Below are 19406 nucleotides of genomic sequence, written 5' to 3' on the forward strand. Positions count from 1 at the left end.
CCCCCGTGATGATGCCCGCCGAATGGACGTCCCCGCCATAGAGATCGAAAGCCGCGAGCGGCGAGAGCTCGAGGAATGCCGTCCCCGGATCGAGCAGGAGGTCGACGCGGTGGCGCGCCAGCATCTTGCCGCGCGAGGTGTGCCTCTTGCGGGAGGCTTCGCCGCCGCCGCCGGCCACGCCGCCGAGCTTGTCCTTGAGATCGGCAACCAGCGTTCGCATGGTGTTTGCGTTGTGGGCAAACTCCGATGAGGTGGGATCGATACTGGAACGAAGCGACATGGCCTTCCGGGGTTGGTTGTGCGCCGCAACTGCTCGGGCGGCCGGCTTATGGTGTCACTGCGCCGCGGTCCAGCGCAACCTCAACTTTGGGTCGGCGCCGGGCTTGCACGTCCAAAGAAAGAGAATTAAGCGACTGAGAATATCAGTGGGTCCAGGGTTCGCCGCGCCGAAATGCAAAATTATCGGCATAGGCGGCCTGCCGGCGCGCCGGCACCTTCGGCTCGATCACCTGATAGGGAATGCCCTCGCGCTCACAATAAGCGACGGCGTCTTCTTTTGTATCGAAACCGAGGGTGAGCTGCTGCTTCATGTCGCCCGAGCTGGTCCAGCCCATCAACGGCTCGATCACGCGCGGCTGCTCAGGCTCGTAGTCGAGCTGCCATTGCTTGGTCCTGGAGGTGCCCGATTGCATCGCGTTCTTGGCTGGCTTGGAAATGCGGGCGGTCATGGATTGACGAAGCCTGTTGAGATGCGACACTGCGCGGAATTGGTGGAAAGGACGGGCATAGGCTAGGATCACCTGTCGGGAGTTAATCTGCGATTCCGTCCTCGGACGGGTTTATTTCGGACTGGTATAATCTTTTCGTAGCCTGGTTACAATCTCGGCCGCCCGGCCGCTCCACTGAGCATCATCCATGGAAATCCACGCAATCCTCCCGTCCAAAGGACGCGATCTTCGGCTTGACTTGTTTCGCGGGGTCGCCAACTGGGCGATCTTTCTGGATCACATTCCCGACAACGTGGTGAACTGGATCACGACTCGAAATTACGGATTCAGCGACGCTGCGGATCTGTTTGTCTTCATCTCCGGCTACACCGCATCATTCGTTTACGCGAAAATGATGCTGGAGCGCGGGTTCATCGTCGGTGCGACCCGGCTCTTCAAACGCGTCTGGCAGCTCTATGTCGCCCACATCATTCTGTTCGTGATTTACATCGTATCGATCGGCTATGTCGCGTTGCGTTTCGGCGATCCCGACATCATCAACGAATTCAACGTCGCGGGGCTGGCGGGAGACAGCGCGATCGAAACGTTGCGCCAGGGCTTGCTGCTCAAATTCAAGCCGCTCAACCTTGACGTGCTTCCGCTTTATATTGTGCTGATGGGATTTTTCCCGCCGGTGCTGTGGATCATGTTGCGCCAGCCCGACCTGACCATGCTGGCATCGATCGCATTGTGGCTGGCGGCGCGGCAGGTCGGCTGGAATCTCGCCGGCTATCCCGGCGGGACATGGTACTTCAATCCGTTCTGCTGGCAATTGCTGTTCGTGTTCGGCTCATGGTGCGCGCTCGGCGGCGCGGTGAAGTCGCGCAGGATCGTCGACCTGCCGATCACCCTCTACCTCTGCATCGCCTATCTGATCCTGGCGATGGTCATGACATTTGCCGGAAAGTTCGCCGATTTCGGAGCGCTGTTCCCGCACTGGCTCTATGACACCTTCAATCCGAACGACAAGACCAATCTCGCCTGGTACCGATTCCTGCATTTCGTCGTCATCGTGGTTCTGACGACGCGATTCGTGCGCAAGGATTGGCCCGGTCTGGAGTGGAAAATCTTCGATCCGGTGATCAAATGCGGCCAGCAATCGCTCGCCGTGTTCTGCGTCGGAGTCTTTCTCTCCTTCGTCGGCCACTTCGTACTGGCGTTGAGCTACGGCTCGGTGTGGGCGCAAATCGGCGTCAGCGTCGCTGGAATCGCGATCATGACCGCAGTCGCCTATTACATTTCCTGGTCGAAGCAACAGGACAAGCCGCTGCTGAAGCCGGCCTCCAAATAAAAGGGAGGGCAAGCGCCCTCCCCCGGATTCGGTACCGTTACCAGCGGCGTCCCCCGCCCCGCCGATGGCCGTGATAACGCGGGCCGACATGGCCATACCGATAAACCGTGGGAGCGACATAATAATTCGGTCGCCACCAGCAACGGCCCCACGCATTGCAGACCATCACGACGTTCTCGATGTTGGACGGCCGAACGGCCGCCGGCATGCCGTTCGGCATCGCCGAAGCCTTACCGGGACCGAGCGCTGCGCCGCCAAGCGCAGCCAGTCCGACAACCGCGTATTTGAGATTGATCATCAAACTCCTCCTGGAAATATTTTGTAACACGATGACAACCGAAGAGCGGTCGGCCGAACGTCGCGAGGCGATCTAGTTCTCTGGAATGTGGTTTTTATGGCGATCCCCGCGTTCAACGAACAGGGTTGCCCGCATCAGGAGGCAACCCTGTCGCGATCTAGGGCGCCCGCGCGCCGGCCATTACCAGCGTGGCCACGTCGGTATAGACGCGCACCAGCGGCGCCACGATCGTATGAAGCGCGTTTTTGGCGATCAACGTGTCATGCAGCACCAGGTTGTCGATGCCGGTGGTCAAAAAGCAGATCACGGCATCGCGCGGCGTTTCCACGATCGGCTCGCCCTTGACGTTGAAGGACGTGTTGATCAGCACCGGCACGCCGGTGAGCGCCTCGAACTGCTTGAGCAGGCGATACAGGGCCGGATTGGTGTCGTGCGATACCGTTTGCACCCGCGCGGTCCCGTCGACATGAACGACGGCCGGAATCCTGTGTTGCCATTCGGCGCGGACCCGCTTGGCAATCAGCATGAAGGGAGAATCTTCCTCGCCTTCGAATATCTCTTGCGCCCGCTCGGCGAGGACGATCGGCGCGAATGGCCGGAACGGCTGACGATGCTTGACCCGGCTGTTGAGAATGTCTTTCATTTCCGCCTTGCGCGGGTCCGCCAGCAGGCTGCGATTGCCGAGCGCGCGCGGGCCGAATTCCGACCCGCCCTGAAACCAGCCGATCACCCGCTGCTCGGCCAGCAGTTTTGCGGTGTCGCGGCAGATGTCGTCGCTGCGAACCGCGGTGGTCTGGATCCGCACCAGGAATTTCCGCAGGGCCTTGTCGATGTCTTGTTCGGCATAGGGCTTGCCGACATAAGACTGCTTCATGACGAATGAACGCGGCTGCTTCAAAACCTCGAGCTGGCCATAGGCAGCGCAGCCGATCGCGATTCCGTCATCGCCCGCTGCGGGCTGGATCCAGACATTCTCAAATCCGGCTTCCCGTGCAATCCGGCCATTGGCGACGCAGTTCAGCGCCACGCCGCCTGCGATGCAAAGATTTTTGGCGCCGGTGGTTTCGCGCAGCCAGCGGGCGCGCGCCAGCAGCACCTTTTCGGTATCGTCCTGAACCCGCCAGGCGAGATCCTCCCAGTGCCGCATCGAGCGGCTGGTTTCCCATTTTCCGCCGCTGTCCATGACATAAGGCTGGTTGAACTCGGCCGACCAGCGCGGCACACGCAATTCATTATCGGCGATGTCCAGCAGCGGTTTTATCTGCTCACGGCGTCCATACGGAGCCAGCCCCATCAGCTCGCCGCATTTATTCCAGTCGCCGAAAATGTAGGACGAGGCCCGGCTATACAACGCGCCGAGACCGGGCATGTTGTAGAACTCGTCGCTGAGGAAGCCCCGATCCGGCTCCATCCAGACTTTCTTCAGACATTCGATTCCGGAGCCGCTGAACCGATAGTAGCTCTCCGACTCCCGCGCCAGCGGCGTGGCCGTGTCGGCGGCCGGATATGGCTCGGAGACATCCGACCGGTAGCTGCCGACGCCGTCGACCACCATCACGACGCCTTCCTCGAAAGGCGAGACGGCGAAAGCACTGTAGGCATGCGCCAGATGGTGCGAAATCGTCACCACCTTGGGCGAATGCGACCGATACAGCGGATGTCTGGCGACGTCTGCGCGTTCGTATTCGGGCAGAAAGCCCGGCATGTCCTGATAGACCAGCCGATCTTCCATTTCAGCAACCGGCAGGATGTAGCAGTTGCGGACAACGAGATCGACGTCATCGAGCGTGATGCCTTCAGCATCCAGGCAATATTCGATGACCTCCCTGTAGAAGCCGCTGGCATGTTTTTCGCGCGTGATGCGCTCCTTGGCGATTGCGAAGGCGATCGCGCCGTCCCGCAGCAGGCAAGCGCTCACGTCGTGGTCGTAGGTGTTGAGGCCGAGGACATAGGTGTGTTGGTTGGACATGGACAGTTTCTGCATTCATCAAGTCGATGGCGGAGTTCGTCTGGTCTTAGGCTGCCACCTGATGTTTGGCGAGAGCCGCTAAATGGAAAAATCGTTTATTCATGAAGGTGAACGAATGTTGCAGAGCAACATGTCTTAAATATCTGTTTTCCATGCTGGAACCAGCATTCTGCAACTCGGCTTACTTGACCGGAAGCGCGCCTTCGCTCTATCCTGATTTGTGGAAGCGCGCCCACTTTGTTTTACGTTAACGATCTAGTCGCACGCATCTGAAACAAGGCTTGGCAGTCGAACGACGGAAGAGTCCGCCATGTCGAACTGCTTTGCGGACCGGGAGATCCAAATGGCACAGAAAACCCCTCGCAACTTGCTCACGCGTTGCCTTGCAACGTTTGCGCTGGTCTGCGTTTACATGGTCAGCATCGTCGGTGCTTCGACGCTGCTACTGACCGCATCGAGCACGTCGGCGGACGCCCGCGGCGGCGGAGGTCGTGGCGGCGGCGGACGTGGTGGCGGCGGACGTGGTGGCGGCGGTTTCCGCGGCGGCGGCCGGGGCGGCGGCATTGTCCGTGGCGGTGGCTATCGCGGTCGCGGCTGGGGCCGCGGCATCGGCATATATGGCGTAGGCTGCTACTGGAGCCCGCGCTGGGGCCGGACCATCTGCCCGTATTGATGATCCGCTGATCCGCGCGTCATTCGCGCCGATCCGGGATAGACCACAAATCAGGTGCGCGCCGGTCGCCGGCCGCACCTGATTTCGTTTGCGCGGCCGGCCAGGCCGTCTCGACGCCTTGCTGGCGCCGCATCAAACGTGTATCGACGGTGTTTCCTGGCAATCCTTAAGTAATCCGGGGTATAGCGCAGCCTGGTAGCGCGGCAGTTTTGGGTACTGCAGGTCGTTGGTTCGAATCCAGCTGCCCCGACCATTCTCAAATTGCGATAGCGTTGACGGCGGCTGTTTCAGCGTCCGTTGAATAACGGGTGCGCCACCCGGTCGCCCGGTGCAATGCCGTATTTCCGCGCCGTGCCCGCGATCACTTCCAGCACGCCTTTCGCCAGACCGCCCGACGGAATGATCTTGGTGGAGAGCGGCTCGGTATTCTCGGCAATCCGCAATATCCGTCCGTCGGCCCGGATGAAAATCATGTCGAGCGAAATATAGGTGTTCTTCATCCACATCGACACCGGCTGCTCCGGCGAGAAATCGAACAGCATGCCTTTTCCATCCGCAAGCTCCTTGCGGTACATCAGGCCGGTTTCCTTCTCCTGCTCGGTGGTCACCATCTCGACCGAAAAGACGTGCACCCCGGACTTGGTGACGATCTCGAGCGGCTGGATACTCGCCGCATGCGCCTCGACGTCGATCAATGCGAGCGCCGCGGTCACGGCGACCAGCGCGACCCATGACCTGATAGTCCGGCCGACAAGATGAAATCCCATGAACAGCAAATCCGAAATTCGTCCGCACCCGCCGCACGGCGGGACCTGACCGGAGCGTGGCAATTACCAGACCGCAGTGACGCAGCGCAATGCGGTTTGCGCGCTGGAATGACGGCTTGGCTTCAGAACGCGGGATTGTGATCAATGCGAGGAAAGGCCCGGCGAGCCGGTTTCGGGCTGGATCTCGGCAGCCATCATGCCCTTGGAACCGGGTCCGAACCGGACCAGCACGAACTGGCCGGGGCGCAGTTCGGTCATGCCGAAGCGGCGCAGGGTCTCCATATGCACGAAAATGTCGGGCGTGCCCTCCCCGCAGGTCAGAAAGCCGAAGCCGCGCAGCCGGTTGAACCACTTGACCTGTGCCCGTTCCAGGCCGCTGGTCGGGGTGACGCTGACGTGGGTGCGCGGCGGCAGCATCTGCGCCGGATGGATCGCGGTGGATTCGTCCATCGAGACGACGCGGAAGGCCTGATAACCCTTGGCGCGCTGCACGCACTCGCAGACGAGGCGCGCGCCTTCATAAGCCGTCTGATAGCCGTCTCGCCGCAGCACCGTGACATGCAGCAGCACGTCGGGCCAGCCATTGTCGGGCACGATGAAGCCGTAGCCCTTTGACGCGTCAAACCATTTAATGACGCCGCTGATCTCGACCAGGTTGGCGGCGGCGTCGCCGAGGCCTGCAAACGCATCACTCGCAACGTCGCGGTCGGCCCCCGAAAATTCATTCGGCCCCAGCCTTGACGGTGCGGTCCCGCTCAGCGCGGCGCTTCCAAGCTTTTTGGACTCAAATCCGTCCGACCCCATGACCCCGGACCCCACACGTCTTCTGCGGCCTGCCATTTCTGCGACAGCGCCGAAACACGCGCCCATCCATGACAATTCATGATGACGCAACGCGAATCTTGCGAATCGAAGATAACACTCTCGCCTGCGCCGCATAGACAAAAAACATTTTTGTCCGGACCTATGAACAGTCTTGCGCGGCTGCGAATCATTTCGGCATCAGTTGCCCATGAAGGGGCCGAGGGTTTCCCCGATATCGTGGCGGATCACGAGGTCGGCGAGGTCGTCCTGTTCGGTCGGCTCGTTGTTGATGATCACGAGCTTGGCGCCGCAGTTTTTGGCCAGCATCGGAAATCCGGCGGCCGGCCAGACCACCAGCGACGAACCGATGGCAAGGAACAGGTCGCAATGCTGAGCAAGTTGAGCGGCCCGCCGCATCGCGTCTTCCGGCATCGCCTGCCCGAACGAGATGGTCGCCGTCTTCACCGGTTCGCCGCAGGCCGGACAGTCCGGCGCATGGGCCGTCGCATCCATGCGCTCCCTGACCCAGGCGAGGCCATGGGATTCGCCGCATCCGATGCAGCGCGCATAGGTGGTGTTGCCGTGGAGTTCGATCACGTGGTCGGGGGCGAAGCCTGAATTCTGATGCAGATTGTCGATGTTCTGGGTCACGACAGCGGGAATCTTGCCGGCTCTATAAAGCGCCGCCAGCGCACGATGGCCGCGGCCCGGCTTTGCCGCGGCAAAGGTCGGCTCGATCGCAAAACGCCGCCGCCATGCTTCGTCACGGGCGTCCTGACTGGCAACGAATTCATCGTATGGAATTGGGCGGTTGCGGGTCCAAATCCCGCCGGGCGAGCGGAAATCCGGAATGCCGCATTCGGTAGAAATGCCGGCCCCGGTAAAGGGAACGATGACTTTTGCCTCGGCGATCATGTCGCCAAGCTTTTCCACACCGCCGCGAAGATCTGACGCGATCATCTGGAATTGGTCCGGGCCCGTGAACGATCGTAACGACCATAGTCTGCAAGGCACGCCGAACATTTGCAATGCAACGGCAGCGAACCACCCGGCGCCGGCGGGCGGTTGCAGCGCACATAGAGGAACGCGAGGTTACTTGGCTTTGACCCGTTTCTTTTCCGGCTTTACGATCAGGAAATCTTCCCGCTTCTTTCCGGCCTTGATTTCCTGTGCCAGCCATCCGGCGGTGCCGCCCCTGCCGCTCCACGTTTCGCCGGTCTTGGGATGCCGGTATTTCGGCGCGACCTTGGTCCCCTTCACCGAGCCGGCCTTCCGGACCATGCGGCCGTCGCCGCCGATCTGCGCGAGCTGGGACTGCAATTCGGTCTTTTTCGACTGAAGAAGCTTGTCGATATCGGCCCGCATCGCGAGCAATTGGGATACGGAAAGGTTCTTGACATTGGTCGGTGGCATTACACACTCCAGATGAAAATGGCATAGCTTTATAAAGGCCTTTGAAACCCAATTACAGCACGCCGTAGTTGAATAAATTGGATGGTTGAAATTGTCGGAATGGCGCGGCGAAATTTTTGCAATGACGCTCGGTCATCCTTCAGGACGCGAGGCTGCATGGTGTGTCCCGTGACGCGTCAAGCGTGGCATGCTGTGGCCGACGGGCCACGTGCGGGGCCGATCTCTCGCCGGACCCTGGAAATCCGTTGATCTTCGCATCAACCTCCGGTGATATGTTTCCGGCAATTCAGGGGTATGCAGAATGAAGCGATGGATGCGTGAGCGCGACCAGTTGATCGAACAGACGTTGGCGTTTGTGGAGGGGGTCGCCGCGGCAAGGCCTGCTCGGACTGAGCCGGTTATTTCTGCGCATGGCGGGCCTTCCGGGCCGGTCGAGCCGCCCAAACTGCCTCCGCTTGAGGTCGTTGCCCGTGATCTAACCATCTCCGAACGCGCCGCGATCCAGCGGCGGGTGGCCAGTTTCAAGGCCCATCAGCAGAAATTCCAGCTCCAGCGCGAAGAGCACTACAACGCGATTATTTCAAAAGCCCGCGCATCGCCCGGGAACTCCGCCCGCCCCTGAACGTTATCATGGCGGAGCAACCCCCCTTTGCTCTATCTCGTAGAAAGCCCCGCTCCATCCCCAGCGGGGCTTTCGCGTTTCCGACGGAAACCGAACTTAGCGATTGGCCGCTCGCTGCTGGGAGGCTCGGCACATCTCGGCACATCTTGCGCTATCCGCCGCCCATCCCATTCACGCCTCGATCCCGGTCCCGAATGACGGGCAGGAATCGATAAGGATCAGCATGCCGACACAAGACAGACTAGCCGTAGAGCGCTAGGAAATCGCATCGCGCGTGGCAAGCTTCAGAGCCACCCAGGAAAAATTCCAGCGCGAGCCTGACCAGTATTACGCGACCACGATGGAGAATGTCCGACCGGGGCGGGTCGGCAGACATCCTAACCATACACCGTACAATCGCTCAGGCCGACCGGCGGCTTTCTCTTGAGACATCGTCATACCCGCGCGCATCGCCCTGCCCTTTGCTGCATTTTACTGCTATGGAATGCGCCGCACGGCCCAATGATAATTCTGCGATCAGGTCAGGGAGACGACACCATGCGTTACCTCCACACCATGCTGCGCGTTCGGAATCTCGACGCCGCAATGAAATTCTACCAGGACGCGCTCGGTTTGAAGGAGGTCCGGCGGGTCGACAACGACAAGGCAAAATTCACCCTGGTGTTCTTGTGCGCTTCCGAAGACGAGGGTTTGCTCAAGCAATCGAGCGGGCGCGGTGCGCCGCTTGTTGAACTGACTTATAACTGGGAGGAGGAAAAATACGGCGAGGACCGCTATTTCGGCCATCTCGCCTACGAGGTCGACGACATCTATGCCACCTGCGACCGGCTGATGAAGCTGGGCATCACCATCAATCGTCCGCCGCGAGACGGTCAGATGGCATTCATACGCTCGCCGGATCTGCATTCGATCGAGCTGCTGCAAAAGGGCGACGCAAAGCCTCCAGCGGAGCCCTGGATCTCGATGCCGAACACCGGACATTGGTAGCCAGGCAAAGTTTGCCCAAATCTGGTGCACGCCCGTGGAACCCGCGGCATCGCTTTGCGTTCTTTGATGCGACATTGGTTCATGGAGGCGAAAATGGGACGCGGACTTTTGCTGTGGCTGCTGGGTGTGCCTATTCCGATCATCATCCTGCTATGGTTGTTCTTCGGCCGTTGACGGCCGTCGCCTGCAAGGCAGGCCGGGTTGCTCGATGAATCAGGCTCCGTCTGCGGCGGAGCCTGATTTATTTCCCGCCTCAACCCTTTTCCCTTGAAAAATCCGCTATGAGCGGCAATCAAGACAGCAAGGGAAAACAAACGTGACGACCACCGACCGGCAAGACCTGACGATCTGGGGCCGCGCCAATTCGGTGAATGTTCAGAAGGTGCTGTGGTGCGCCGAAGAGCTGGGCCTCAGCTACCGGCGGATCGACGCCGGCATGGCGTTCGGCCGCAATACCGATCCCGATTATTTGGCGATGAACCCTAATGGCCGCGTGCCCACCCTGGTGGACGGCGACTTCGTGCTGTGGGAATCCAATTCGATCATGCGGTATCTTGCGCTGACCTATGGACAAGGTTCGGCCATCTACCCCGTCGCGCCGAAGCAACGCACCGCTGTCGATCGCTGGCTCGACTGGACGCTCTCCACGCTGCAGCCGGTGGACCGGCCGGTATTCTGGGCGCTGGTCCGGACTCCGGTGGAAAAACGCGACATGGCCGCGGTGCAGAAGGACGCAGACGCCGAGGCGGCGGTGTGGCGGATTCCTGAGGCCCAACTGGCGGCACGGCAATTCATCGAAGGCGAGCACTTCACACTCGCCGATATCGCGCTCGGCGCCTATGCGCGCCGCTGGTTCGGCGTCGAAGGCATCAGCAAGCCGGCGCTGCCGCATCTGGAGCGGTGGTTCGCGCAATTCGCGACCCGGCCGGGCTTCCGGAAGTTTCTAGCGCCGCCGATGACATGACGGCCGCGAATATCAGCGGCCCGTTCGCTCGAACAGCAGAACACAGGCAATCAGCACCAGCGTGACGACGGCGACCGTCAACCGCGCGGTCCAGGTCATTGCGCGGCCGACCCACCACAGCAGCGCGCAGCTCATCAGCACGGGAATAATGATATCGAGTTGCAACCGGCCCTCGTTTTCCGAAACGCTTAGCGCGACCCGCCTGCCCCTACGCTGAGGCTGCCGCCGATCTTCATACAGGTCGACGATCCCTCGATCCGGACAAAGCCGGCGCCATATTCCGCGCATGGATTTGCGGCGGGCTTGGCCGGACGCGGCGGCAATGTGACGGCGGGCTTGTGCGGCCTGCGGTCGCCGGATTGCTGCGCCCACGCCGATGAGGCCGACGACATTGCAAGGACGATAACGAGGAACGTGTTTCGCATCCTGCGCTTTTATCGCGGGCGAGGCGCTTTTACTACCGGACGAACTTGACCCCGAGCGCCTTGCCCCGGCGCCAGATCACCTCACAGGTGCGTCCGGTGCGGGCATCGCGTGTAAATGCCAGCCGTACCTTAGCCGGCACCGCCTGCGGATCGTCGATGGTGATCTTTGCACCTGCCGACGACAGATCGAGTACGGTGCACGGACGCGCGGCGAAACCGCCATCCAGGATGATCCATCCGGACTGGCGGATTGATTTGCGGGCTTCCCGCTTCTTGGGGGCTGCTGCCATCTTCGCCACTCCTGAGGGCTTCTGATTGCTACCGGCATAGGTTTTAGAAAACGTTGCGGCCGCAGGCAAAATCGAAAGGGATGGCCGGGGGTCGAACCGGCTCGGCCAGCGACAAAAACCGGAGCGGAGACGGCTTGCCCGGCCGGACAAACGCCACTATACGTTCGCGCGCCGTGGCTTGCATGTGTGGTCACGGCCCGCCGTCGCCGCAGGTTTAATGCGTTGATTTAGCGGCCATATCTGTTGCGGCACGTGCGAAACGGCGGTTTTTTGCGGCTAGCCCGGTCGCGGTAAACCGGCATTTTCGCTCCCTTCGTCTATCGGTTAGGACGCCACCCTTTCACGGTGGAGAGAGCGGTTCGATTCCGCTAGGGAGCGCCAACCTTCATCAAGACTTCGCATTCAACGGACACCCGTGACCAACGGATCGCCGGACCTTGGACGCGTTTGCCAAAGCAACCGCCGAATGCGCGCGCGATCTTGACGCGCGCCTGTCCGGCCGCCGTCGAGCGCTGTTTTTCGCTGCCCGGTTCCAGAATTAACCCGCAGTGCGGACATCAAGCTTAACCCGCGAGTCTCGTTGCGCGACGGCCCTTCAGGACGCTAGCGTCATCCTCGGTAAGACTTTGCTAACCGTAATGAGTAGCGTCCATGAAAACCCTGTATGCGTTCGCAGTTCTCGCCCTCATGTCGGGTTCGGCACAGGCATGGGACATCAATACCACCTGCACCTACAGCAGGTTCTATGGTTCGACCTGCAAGACCCAGGTGCTTGCCGACCCTCCGCGCGATTACGCGCGCGAAGCCGAAGACGAAGCGGCCAAGCAGGAACGCATCAGGAAATGGGAAGAGTTTTGCAAGCCGGCCCGCACCTATGACAGCGAGGGCGTGATCCGGCTGGTTTACGCGCGCAAGGGCTGCGAGTTCGGTCGGAGCGAATAACGCGGCATTCAAGCCTCCGCCTGAAACTCCGGTGCAGCGTCATCGCATTTCCGCAACCGGACCGCTGCCCTCGCCGCTGCGGCCGAGATCGCAGCCGGCCTTGGCATAGCGCAGCCGGGTAATGCCCATATCGTCGATAAAACTGGTGGGCTTGCAGAATTCTTCCCACTTGCGAATGCGGGCTTCCTTCTCTTCCCGGTAAATCCGTTCTTCCACGATGCTCATCTGCCTCTGATTTGTCGACTCCGAGCCGCTGCCCGTGGTGGTCGTCGTCGTACATTTCGACGGGCCGTAGGCGCTGCTCTTGCAGCTCGTCGAAACCGTGGACACCGTGGTTTCCGCGTGCGCGCTCCACGACGCCAGAACGGCAGCGGACATCGCGATGGCAAAAAGGGTTTTCATGGGACTCTCTCCAAACCAGACCGCACATGCGTTTCGAATGACGATGCTGCAAAGGCATACAGCAGCCGCGTGAATTTCCGGTTCGGGGAACGCTTAAAATTTTAATGGAATGGGAATCAGCCCGCAGCCATCCCTTCGACCCCGGCTCATCCGCATATGCCGACGTGAGCAGCGAGGGCGCGCATCAACGCCCAAATGAGAATATCCGCGGCTGGGGAACGAAGCGCCGCCCTCGCCCCGCGTCTAGAGCATGATGCGTTTTGTTGAATCGTCATTGCGCGCCGACGGGTCCGGCTTTGCCGGCCCGATCAGATCGCTTGGATCATCGGTGCGTCCAAGCCGGGCCAGTGTCTGCGCAAGCGCGTCCGGATCCCCAGACGCCGCGCCGCTGTCGATCGCGCGGCGGAGTGCGGCTGCGGCGACTTCTCGTGCAAGCCGGGTATAGTCGGTCCATACCAGGACCAGCATCAGCGGCGGCTTCTCGCCATTCGCCAGCATCTGGCGGCAGCGCGGACCGGAGCCCTCCGTTGTCCACCATTGCTGCGCGAGCACGACAAGCTTCCTGAAGTGGTGCAGCGTGCCTGAAACTCTGTCGCGATCGACCCCGGCCAGGACCGCGCAGTGATTGAGCCAGTTGAAGCCGGCGAAAACCGCAATGGCGACGTCGTTCATTGAGGATCCGGTGAAATCGATTACGGTATCTCCATGCGGTTGCTGCCGGAGAAAGGCATCGAGCATGTCGGACTGCCGAGCCGGCTCGACTAGCAGATCGATTCCATGGCCGGGGACCATTGTCAGGTAGCGCATGGCTTCCAGCCGGGTGTGATCCCAGACGGCGCGGACATCGGCGGCGCTCGAAATGGATTGTCTGCAGGCGGGATAGGTCAGCCTGCCCTGATCGGCGTCATCGACATATCGCGGGACGCGCTTGGCAAGGTCTTCGAGGATGGCCCGTGGGCCGGACAGCACGGCTTTGTCCGCAACCACCGGTGCTTTCGCGGACCGCCAACCGAACCAGCCCATTCCCACCTCCGGGGTCAATGGCACGATCGGGCACCAACAGACCGGTCAATGTCCGAAGCAAGCCGCTATGTCAGCGCGTGGAAAACCAAAACTGGCGACAGGCCCAGCACCAGCGCCCAAATTCCGAACGCCGAAACCATAAGAATATCTTGTGCCGCCAAAGCGCGGCGGCTGCTCGGATAAAGCGCCGAATGCCTGATCTGAATGTTCATTATCTCCCCCAACGCCTTGTTGCAACGACAATAAGCATCGAATTTTAAACAACCCCGCCGCGATTTCGCGCGCATTTGAACGCCGGTCCGCACCGGGCATTAACCATCCGCTGTTGCCGTGCCGACGCCGCCCCGGAGCAGCCAGGTGCCAGCGCCTCAGCCATCCGGCAACCCCCTCGTGCTTGTTCTGGTCAATTCAACGAGAAATTAGGTTATTTGCCGCTACGTTGCGTCGGATACGGTTACGCTGTGCAGGAACGATCATGTTCAAGGGACTTTACAAGGTTGAATTCAAGACCCCCCGGCGCAAGGCAATTGGCATCCTCTACGCCGCCGACGGCAAACTGCATGGCGGGAATTCTGCATTCGCCTATGTCGGCTCCTTCAAGGAGAACGGCAACACCATCACCGCGGTCGTCTCCAGCATGCGCCATACGCACGATCCCAACCATCCGCCGGTTTTCGGCCTCGACCGCGTGACAATCGATTGCCAGGGATCGGCGAAGGGCGAATTTGCGACCTTCGAAGGCACGGCCGCCGAAGCACCTTCGCTCTGTTTTAAGGCGTTCCTGACCCGAATTTCCGACTGACAGCCGAAACCGGCTCGCGCCGCCCTTTCTGCCGGCGAGACCGGCGTGCGACGTTGGTCGCCCCGATCGCAGCGCGATACATCGATTGCCTGAAACGCCGTCATCCGTGATAAATGGAACAGCCGCGGTTTCCGGCGCGGCCTTTATTGGTGGAGTGCATGTCAGCCAAGATTACCATCAGCGCCAAGCTGCGGTGGCCCGACGTCAAGGACGATTATGTCCTTGAGTTCGACGGGCATTCGATCGGCCGGGTCCGCCTCGACGGAACGAGGTGGATCTGGAGCATCATCATCCCGATGGCGCTGCCGGAATGGGCCGAAGGGACTGCGGCCAACCGCGACGAAAGCTTCAAAACACTTGCGGCAGCCTGGCGCAGGTTGCTGGCTCAGACCGATCCCGGGCGCCTGCAACGGGCGTGGGATATGGAAAAGGCCTTCGAGGCTCGCCAGCGAAGGACCGCGGCCGCAAAACCGGACCAGGTCCAGACCTAATTCTGCCGGCGTTCGCAGCATCGCGCGTTCCAAGAAATCCGGTCATATTTCCCTGCCCATGCATCTGCTCGAATCCCTCCCCACCGTCATCGGCACCGCCGCCATCGCACCGGCCCTGCTGCTGCTATGGCTGGTGATCGCCGCCGAGGAACGGCCCGGGCCGCCGCTGCAGGTCTGGACCGCATTCCTGCTCGGTGCCGCCAGTATTTCGCTGCTGGGTGCTGCGCGCGCGCCGTTCATGTCGGTGCTGGCGGTCACCGATAACCCCCGGCTCGCGCTGGCCTTGCGCTCGGTTTTCGGCGTTGCCGCGCCGGAGGAAATGGTCAAGGTCCTGGTGATCGTCGCGGTATCGTGGCAGCGCCGGCGGTTTGCCGATCCAATGGAAACCGTGGTCTACGGCGCTGCGGCCGGTCTCGGCTTTGCCGCGTACGAGAACCTCGCCTATCTCGTACAGCATCCGGAGATGTGGCGGTCGCTGGCGGTGTTGCGCAGCGTGCTGACGGTGCCGTTTCACGGCGCGCTCGGAATCATCGCCGGCGCCTATCTGGCGATCGCACGCTCCGGCACCGCGCTCGGCGCGCACCGCCGTCACCGCGACTGGGCGCGCGTCAGTACGCGAATTTCGATCCTGCTGGTGCCGGTGCTGCTGCATTCGGGTTTCGATTTCCCGCTGCTGACGCTACAGCAAAATCCCGACATCGAGGGGCCGATCCGGCTGATGCTGGAATGCGCGGGCATGCTGATCGGGTTCGGCACCATCGCATTTGCGGTGCGGCTGGTGCGGCGGGTCGGTCGCCATCATGCGCCGCGAACCGAGATGTCGCGCGAACGGCTGAGCAACCTGCGCCGGATGTGGGCGCTGCTGGTGGCGGGCGGTGGTGCGGGGTTTGCGGGTCTGGCATTCATGCTGTCGTCGGTCCACCATTGGCTGGTGGATCCCGGACGGAGTGCGACGCCGGCGCTGATCCCCATCGGTTTTGTTTCGATCGTGACCGGCATTGCGCTGCTGGTGTTCACGACGGCGGTCTATATCCTCGGCCGCAATCGGCTGCGTACCGCGGCATCCGGCCTGTCGGCGCCCGGCCAGGGCTGAAAACAGCGTGAACAATTTTGGCCCGGCCGCCTCCTTGCGGGATATATTGTTGCCTGCCAGCCTCTTTTCCTCAGCGGCATCGGGAGATTCAAATGACCCTTCCCCGGGACGTGTCAGCCCTCCAAACCAGAATGAGCGCCGCGGTGCGCGGGCATTGGAAGGCCTTTCTGATCGAGGGCATTCTGCTCGTCATCCTCGGCCTGGCGGCCATGATCGTGCCGCCGCTGGCGAGCCTTGCCGTCACCATTTTCTTGGGCTGGATGTTCCTGATCAGCGGCGTCGCCGGCCTCGTGCTGACCTTCTGGGCGCGCGCAATGCCCGGTTTCTGGTGGTCGCTGATTTCAGCCATGCTGGCGATCGGCGCGGGCCTCGTTCTGCTGGCGCAGCCGGTGCAGGGCACGCTGACCCTCACCATCGTCGTCGGCGCTTATTTCCTGGCCGAAGGCGTCGCCACCGTCATGTACGCGCTGGCGCACCGCAACGAACTGTCCGAACGCTGGGGCTGGCTGCTTACCGCCGGCATCATGGACATCCTGGTTGCCGGCTTCATCATCGCAGGATTGCCCGGTTCGGCGCTGTGGGCGCTGGGATTGCTGGTGGGCATCAACATGCTGTTCGGCGGCGCCACGCTGATCGCAATGGCACTGGCGGCGCGCGACGCGGCGTGACGGCTCAGCAGCCCCGGCAGATGCTCTTGATTTTTTTCTCGAGCGCGGCGTTTTCCCTGCCGAGGGGATCGTTCGGATCGCTCGGATTCCTTTCCGACGGCAGGTCGCCCGCGCGCGGCTGACGATGGCCGTTCGGAGCTTCACGGCTTTGCTGCGAGCTTGTCGCCGCCGCCGACCCGGTGCCTGCGGTTTGCGCCGTCACCGGCCCGCCGGCCACGGCCAGCAGTGCCGTCGTCATGATCAGGTATCGCATTCGCTCCTCCTTCATCAGCAACTCCAGTCTAGCGCACCCGGTCGGGAATTTCGAGCGAGGCGCAGTTACGGCGACCCTGTGCCGCGCAATCCTGCACCTTGCGCACGTCGGCCATGGTGCCGAGCAGCCAGATGCCCGCGGCCGCCAGCACCACGAAGAAGCCGAGCATCACCGCGTTCTCGATGGTGCGGTTGTCCTGATCCTCCGGCGGCTCCGGCTCTGCCATTGCAACTCTCCGCCGGTCATGGCTTCGGAGGGTAAAGATGAACGTCGCCGCAGTAATCCACGACCCGATAGCGTGCTTCGGGGTGGGCTTCACCGTCCGTAAACGACAAATAATTCGGACCGACCGGCGCCTTGCCGTGGCCGCCGGGGATATCGAGCACGTACTCCGGCTGGCACAGCCCCGACACGCGTCCGCGCAAAACCCGCATCAATTCCTGGCCCTGCTCCAGCGTGGTGCGCAGATGCGCCGTGCCCGGCGCCAGATCGCCGTGGTGCAGGTAATACGGCTTGATGCGGCATTCGGCAAAAGCCCGCATCAGCGCTTCCAGCGTCGCCGGATTATCGTTGACGCCGCGCAACAATACCGACTGGCTGACCATGGGGATGCCGGTGTCGATCAGGCGCGCGCAGGCGGCGCGGGCGTTGCCGGTCAGTTCGCGGGGATGATTGGCGTGCAGCGCAACCCATGTCGTGGCGCCCGCTATTTTCAGGGCAGCGACCATCTCGGGGGTGACCCGCGCCGGATCGGCAACGGGGACGCGGGTGTGCAGCCGGATGATCCGGACGTGATCGATGGCGGCGAGATCGGCCATGATTTCGCTAAGCCGCCGCGCCGACAGCATCAGGGGATCGCCGCCGGTGAGAATGACCTCCCAGATTTCACCATGCGCGCGAATGTAGTCGAGCGCGCCGCGGTAGGACCGCTGCGACAGCGCCGTCTCCCGGCCCGGCCCGACCATTTCGCGGCGGAAGCAGAACCGGCAATACACCGCGCAGACGTGTACCAGCTTGAACAGCACGCGGTCGGGATAGCGATGCACGATGCCCTCGACCGGCGAATGGGCCTGATCGCCGATCGGGTCGGCGCGCTCGCCGGGATGCACCGTCAGTTCATCGACGCTTGGAATATACTGCCGCGCGATAGGATCATCGGGATCGCCGCGGTCGATCAGCGCCGCTATCTCCGGCGTTACCGCCACCGCATAGCGCGCCGCGACTTTTTCCAGATGGGACAATGCCCTCGCCTCGGCAAAGCCGTGCGCGACCAGCTCCGACGGATGCCGCAACGTCGGAACGGCGTTGCGATTGATCTTGCTCATGAATCACCCGCCGGCGGCGTCCAGACCACCTGATCGATTTTTGCAGCACCAGTTGCCAGCATCACCAGCCGGTCGAAACCGAGCGCAACGCCGCTCGCTTGCGGCATTGCGCCGACCGCATCGAGAAAATCCTCATCGAGCGGATAGCGTTCACCATAGCGCCGTTGCTTCTCGTCCATGGCGCCGGCGAAACGGCGGCGCTGTTCCTGCGCATCGGTGAGTTCGCCAAATCCATTGGCAAGCTCGACGCCGCAGGCGTAAACCTCGAAACGTTCGGCAACGCGGAGATCGCCGGGTTTTACGCGCGCCAACGCTGCTTCCGGCGCGGGATACTCGAACAGCACCGTCAACCGCCCCTGCCCCAGATGCGGCTCGATGTGTTCGACCAGCACCTTGCTGAAAATATCCGACCAGGTGTCGTCCTCCGACACCCGCACCCGATCCGTTGCCGCCAGCGCCAGCGCGGCGCGATCGCCGTGGCGGTCTTTGACGGTGGCCAGCAAATCGATCCCCGCAAAGCGCTCGAATGCCGCAGCCACCGTCAGCAGCTGCGGCTCCGCGAATGGGTCTGCGGTGCTGCCGCGAAACGAAAATTCGCCAATCCCGGTCGCCTGCGCGGCATGGGCGATGACGACGATGCTGTCCGCCATCACGGCGTCGTAGCTGGTGCCGGCGCGATACCATTCCAGCATGGTGAATTCCGGCAGATGCAGGTCGCCACGCTCGCGGTCGCGAAACACACGCGCAAACTCGACGATCTTGGTCTCGCCCGCCGCCAGCAGTTTCTTGGCCGCGAATTCGGGCGAGGTCCTGAGATAGCGTACCGAGCGTTGTCCTGCGCTGTCTCTCAGCTCGGTCCGCGGCGCGTGCAGATGGGTTTCATTTCCCGGAGATAGCTGGAGGATGCCGGTTTCGACCTCGATAAAACCCTGCTCGCCGAACCACGTCCGCAACGCCTGGGTGACGGCGCTCCGCGCGGCTAAAAAAGGCCGGCGATCGGTATGACGCGCCGGAGACCACCACGGCGACATCTGGTCCATCCCGGTCTTCAACGGGCTGCCTCGTCGGCCGGTAAAACACTGGCGTCCGCAGGCAAAATCAGTATGTTGCAGCCCGAAACCGGCACAACGGCCTTGG

The 19406-nt window shown here is 61.9% G+C and carries 27 protein-coding genes, 2 tRNA genes and 1 pseudogene; 12 read left to right on the forward strand and 18 right to left on the reverse strand.

The features are described from left to right. Together ACFE72_RS13815 and ACFE72_RS13820 are read right to left on the reverse strand one after the other, a co-directional pair. A pseudogene (locus ACFE72_RS13815) lies at nt 1–280 on the reverse strand (methylcrotonoyl-CoA carboxylase); the annotation flags it as partial. A 142-nt stretch (nt 281–422) separates the two neighbouring features. Then, on the reverse strand, nt 423–728 hold the full coding sequence (locus ACFE72_RS13820; RefSeq protein ID WP_375413670.1) for an ETC complex I subunit: 306 nt from the start codon (nt 726–728) through the stop codon (nt 423–425). 187 nt (nt 729–915) lie between these two features. Between ACFE72_RS13820 and ACFE72_RS13825 the strand changes: the two genes are divergently transcribed. Beyond that, nucleotides 916–2058: an OpgC domain-containing protein gene (locus ACFE72_RS13825; protein ID WP_375413671.1), complete on the forward strand. Its 1143-nt coding sequence runs from the start codon at nt 916–918 to the stop codon at nt 2056–2058. Between the two features lie 37 nt (nt 2059–2095). On the opposite strand, the gene ACFE72_RS13830 is transcribed toward ACFE72_RS13825, so the two are convergent. Together ACFE72_RS13830 and ACFE72_RS13835 are read right to left on the reverse strand one after the other, a co-directional pair. After that, nucleotides 2096–2353: a hypothetical protein gene (locus ACFE72_RS13830; protein ID WP_375413730.1), complete on the reverse strand. Its 258-nt coding sequence runs from the start codon at nt 2351–2353 to the stop codon at nt 2096–2098. A gap of 160 nt (nt 2354–2513) precedes the next feature. Then, nucleotides 2514–4325, reverse strand: a complete 1812-nt coding sequence (locus tag ACFE72_RS13835; RefSeq protein WP_375413672.1) for a carbamoyltransferase — start codon at nt 4323–4325, stop codon at nt 2514–2516. 343 nt (nt 4326–4668) lie between these two features. Here ACFE72_RS13835 and ACFE72_RS13840 point away from each other — a divergent pair, with 343 nt between their 5' ends. Both ACFE72_RS13840 and ACFE72_RS13845 read left to right on the forward strand, forming a co-directional pair. Continuing rightward, nucleotides 4669–4998 (forward strand): hypothetical protein, encoded by a 330-nt coding sequence (locus ACFE72_RS13840; protein WP_375413673.1) that lies wholly within the window; start codon nt 4669–4671, stop codon nt 4996–4998. Nucleotides 4999–5174: 176 nt separating this feature from the next. Next, nucleotides 5175–5251 (forward strand) — tRNA-Pro (locus ACFE72_RS13845). Nucleotides 5252–5285: 34 nt separating this feature from the next. Here ACFE72_RS13845 and ACFE72_RS13850 read toward each other — a convergent pair. The 4 genes from ACFE72_RS13850 to ACFE72_RS13865 form a co-directional block, all read right to left on the reverse strand. Next, a complete protein-coding gene (locus ACFE72_RS13850) occupies nt 5286–5765 on the reverse strand; it encodes a DUF192 domain-containing protein (RefSeq protein WP_375413674.1) in 480 nt (159 codons plus the stop codon). Between the two features lie 141 nt (nt 5766–5906). After that, complete coding sequence (locus ACFE72_RS13855; protein WP_375413675.1) at nt 5907–6569, reverse strand: cold-shock protein; 663 nt, start codon at nt 6567–6569, stop codon at nt 5907–5909. Nucleotides 6570–6767: 198 nt separating this feature from the next. Beyond that, on the reverse strand, nt 6768–7529 hold the full coding sequence (locus tag ACFE72_RS13860; RefSeq protein ID WP_375413676.1) for an NAD-dependent deacetylase: 762 nt from the start codon (nt 7527–7529) through the stop codon (nt 6768–6770). A gap of 132 nt (nt 7530–7661) precedes the next feature. Then, the gene (locus ACFE72_RS13865; protein WP_375413677.1) at nt 7662–7982 is read right to left on the reverse strand and encodes an H-NS family nucleoid-associated regulatory protein; all 321 of its coding nucleotides are present in this window, start codon (nt 7980–7982) and stop codon (nt 7662–7664) included. A 313-nt stretch (nt 7983–8295) separates the two neighbouring features. Between ACFE72_RS13865 and ACFE72_RS13870 the strand changes: the two genes are divergently transcribed. The 3 genes from ACFE72_RS13870 to ACFE72_RS13880 all read left to right on the forward strand — a co-directional run bounded on the left by ACFE72_RS13870 (nt 8296) and on the right by ACFE72_RS13880 (nt 10555). Next, a complete protein-coding gene (locus ACFE72_RS13870) occupies nt 8296–8604 on the forward strand; it encodes a hypothetical protein (protein WP_375413678.1) in 309 nt (102 codons plus the stop codon). A 537-nt stretch (nt 8605–9141) separates the two neighbouring features. Continuing rightward, the gene (locus ACFE72_RS13875) at nt 9142–9591 is read left to right on the forward strand and encodes a VOC family protein (RefSeq protein WP_375413679.1); all 450 of its coding nucleotides are present in this window, start codon (nt 9142–9144) and stop codon (nt 9589–9591) included. A 316-nt stretch (nt 9592–9907) separates the two neighbouring features. After that, complete coding sequence (locus tag ACFE72_RS13880; protein ID WP_375413680.1) at nt 9908–10555, forward strand: glutathione S-transferase family protein; 648 nt, start codon at nt 9908–9910, stop codon at nt 10553–10555. Between the two features lie 12 nt (nt 10556–10567). Here ACFE72_RS13880 and ACFE72_RS13885 read toward each other — a convergent pair whose 3' ends face one another. Genes ACFE72_RS13885 through ACFE72_RS13895 form a run of 3 tightly spaced genes read right to left on the reverse strand, consistent with a single transcriptional unit; the run spans nt 10568 to nt 11270 of the window. Next, a complete protein-coding gene (locus ACFE72_RS13885) occupies nt 10568–10720 on the reverse strand; it encodes a hypothetical protein (protein WP_375413734.1) in 153 nt (50 codons plus the stop codon). Nucleotides 10721–10743: 23 nt separating this feature from the next. Continuing rightward, nucleotides 10744–10980: a hypothetical protein gene (locus ACFE72_RS13890; protein WP_375413681.1), complete on the reverse strand. Its 237-nt coding sequence runs from the start codon at nt 10978–10980 to the stop codon at nt 10744–10746. Between the two features lie 32 nt (nt 10981–11012). Then, nucleotides 11013–11270, reverse strand: coding sequence for a PilZ domain-containing protein (locus tag ACFE72_RS13895; protein WP_375413682.1), 258 nt, complete (start codon nt 11268–11270; stop codon nt 11013–11015). Nucleotides 11271–11576: 306 nt separating this feature from the next. On the opposite strand from ACFE72_RS13895, the gene ACFE72_RS13900 reads away from it, so the two are divergent. Beyond that, nucleotides 11577–11651: transfer RNA gene (locus ACFE72_RS13900), tRNA-Glu, on the forward strand. Between the two features lie 270 nt (nt 11652–11921). Next, complete coding sequence (locus tag ACFE72_RS13905; RefSeq protein WP_375413683.1) at nt 11922–12212, forward strand: hypothetical protein; 291 nt, start codon at nt 11922–11924, stop codon at nt 12210–12212. Nucleotides 12213–12251: 39 nt separating this feature from the next. On the opposite strand, the gene ACFE72_RS13910 is transcribed toward ACFE72_RS13905, so the two are convergent. The 3 genes from ACFE72_RS13910 to ACFE72_RS13920 all read right to left on the reverse strand — a co-directional run bounded on the left by ACFE72_RS13910 (nt 12252) and on the right by ACFE72_RS13920 (nt 13849). Further along, nucleotides 12252–12614 (reverse strand): hypothetical protein, encoded by a 363-nt coding sequence (locus tag ACFE72_RS13910; protein WP_375413684.1) that lies wholly within the window; start codon nt 12612–12614, stop codon nt 12252–12254. Between the two features lie 243 nt (nt 12615–12857). Then, complete coding sequence (locus ACFE72_RS13915; protein WP_375413685.1) at nt 12858–13637, reverse strand: hypothetical protein; 780 nt, start codon at nt 13635–13637, stop codon at nt 12858–12860. A gap of 65 nt (nt 13638–13702) precedes the next feature. Continuing rightward, on the reverse strand, nt 13703–13849 hold the full coding sequence (locus ACFE72_RS13920) for a hypothetical protein (protein WP_375413686.1): 147 nt from the start codon (nt 13847–13849) through the stop codon (nt 13703–13705). Between the two features lie 263 nt (nt 13850–14112). Here ACFE72_RS13920 and ACFE72_RS13925 point away from each other — a divergent pair, with 263 nt between their 5' ends. From ACFE72_RS13925 to ACFE72_RS13940, 4 genes are all read left to right on the forward strand, one after another. Then, nucleotides 14113–14439, forward strand: coding sequence for a GrlR family regulatory protein (locus ACFE72_RS13925; protein WP_375413687.1), 327 nt, complete (start codon nt 14113–14115; stop codon nt 14437–14439). A gap of 158 nt (nt 14440–14597) precedes the next feature. Beyond that, nucleotides 14598–14930 (forward strand): hypothetical protein, encoded by a 333-nt coding sequence (locus ACFE72_RS13930; protein WP_375413688.1) that lies wholly within the window; start codon nt 14598–14600, stop codon nt 14928–14930. A gap of 58 nt (nt 14931–14988) precedes the next feature. After that, entirely contained in the window at nt 14989–16023 is a 1035-nt protein-coding gene (locus ACFE72_RS13935; protein ID WP_375413689.1) for a PrsW family glutamic-type intramembrane protease, read from the forward strand. Nucleotides 16024–16115: 92 nt separating this feature from the next. Continuing rightward, entirely contained in the window at nt 16116–16691 is a 576-nt protein-coding gene (locus tag ACFE72_RS13940) for an HdeD family acid-resistance protein (RefSeq protein ID WP_375413690.1), read from the forward strand. 4 nt (nt 16692–16695) lie between these two features. Here ACFE72_RS13940 and ACFE72_RS13945 read toward each other — a convergent pair whose 3' ends face one another. The 4 genes from ACFE72_RS13945 to epmA are packed head-to-tail and all read right to left on the reverse strand — an operon-like array spanning nt 16696 to nt 19309. Then, nucleotides 16696–16929: a hypothetical protein gene (locus tag ACFE72_RS13945; RefSeq protein WP_375413691.1), complete on the reverse strand. Its 234-nt coding sequence runs from the start codon at nt 16927–16929 to the stop codon at nt 16696–16698. A 43-nt stretch (nt 16930–16972) separates the two neighbouring features. Then, a complete protein-coding gene (locus tag ACFE72_RS13950; RefSeq protein WP_375413692.1) occupies nt 16973–17170 on the reverse strand; it encodes a hypothetical protein in 198 nt (65 codons plus the stop codon). Nucleotides 17171–17186: 16 nt separating this feature from the next. Then, nucleotides 17187–18269 (reverse strand): lysine-2,3-aminomutase-like protein, encoded by a 1083-nt coding sequence (locus ACFE72_RS13955; protein WP_375413693.1) that lies wholly within the window; start codon nt 18267–18269, stop codon nt 17187–17189. Next, nucleotides 18266–19309, reverse strand: coding sequence for an EF-P lysine aminoacylase EpmA (gene epmA / locus ACFE72_RS13960; RefSeq protein WP_375413694.1), 1044 nt, complete (start codon nt 19307–19309; stop codon nt 18266–18268). The genes ACFE72_RS13955 and epmA overlap by 4 nt, the downstream gene beginning before the upstream one ends. Nucleotides 19310–19406: the final 97 nt, after the last annotated feature.

This window comes from uncultured Bradyrhizobium sp. (genome assembly GCF_964252615.1).
In the GTDB taxonomy this organism is placed as follows: Bacteria; Pseudomonadota; Alphaproteobacteria; order Rhizobiales; family Xanthobacteraceae; genus Bradyrhizobium.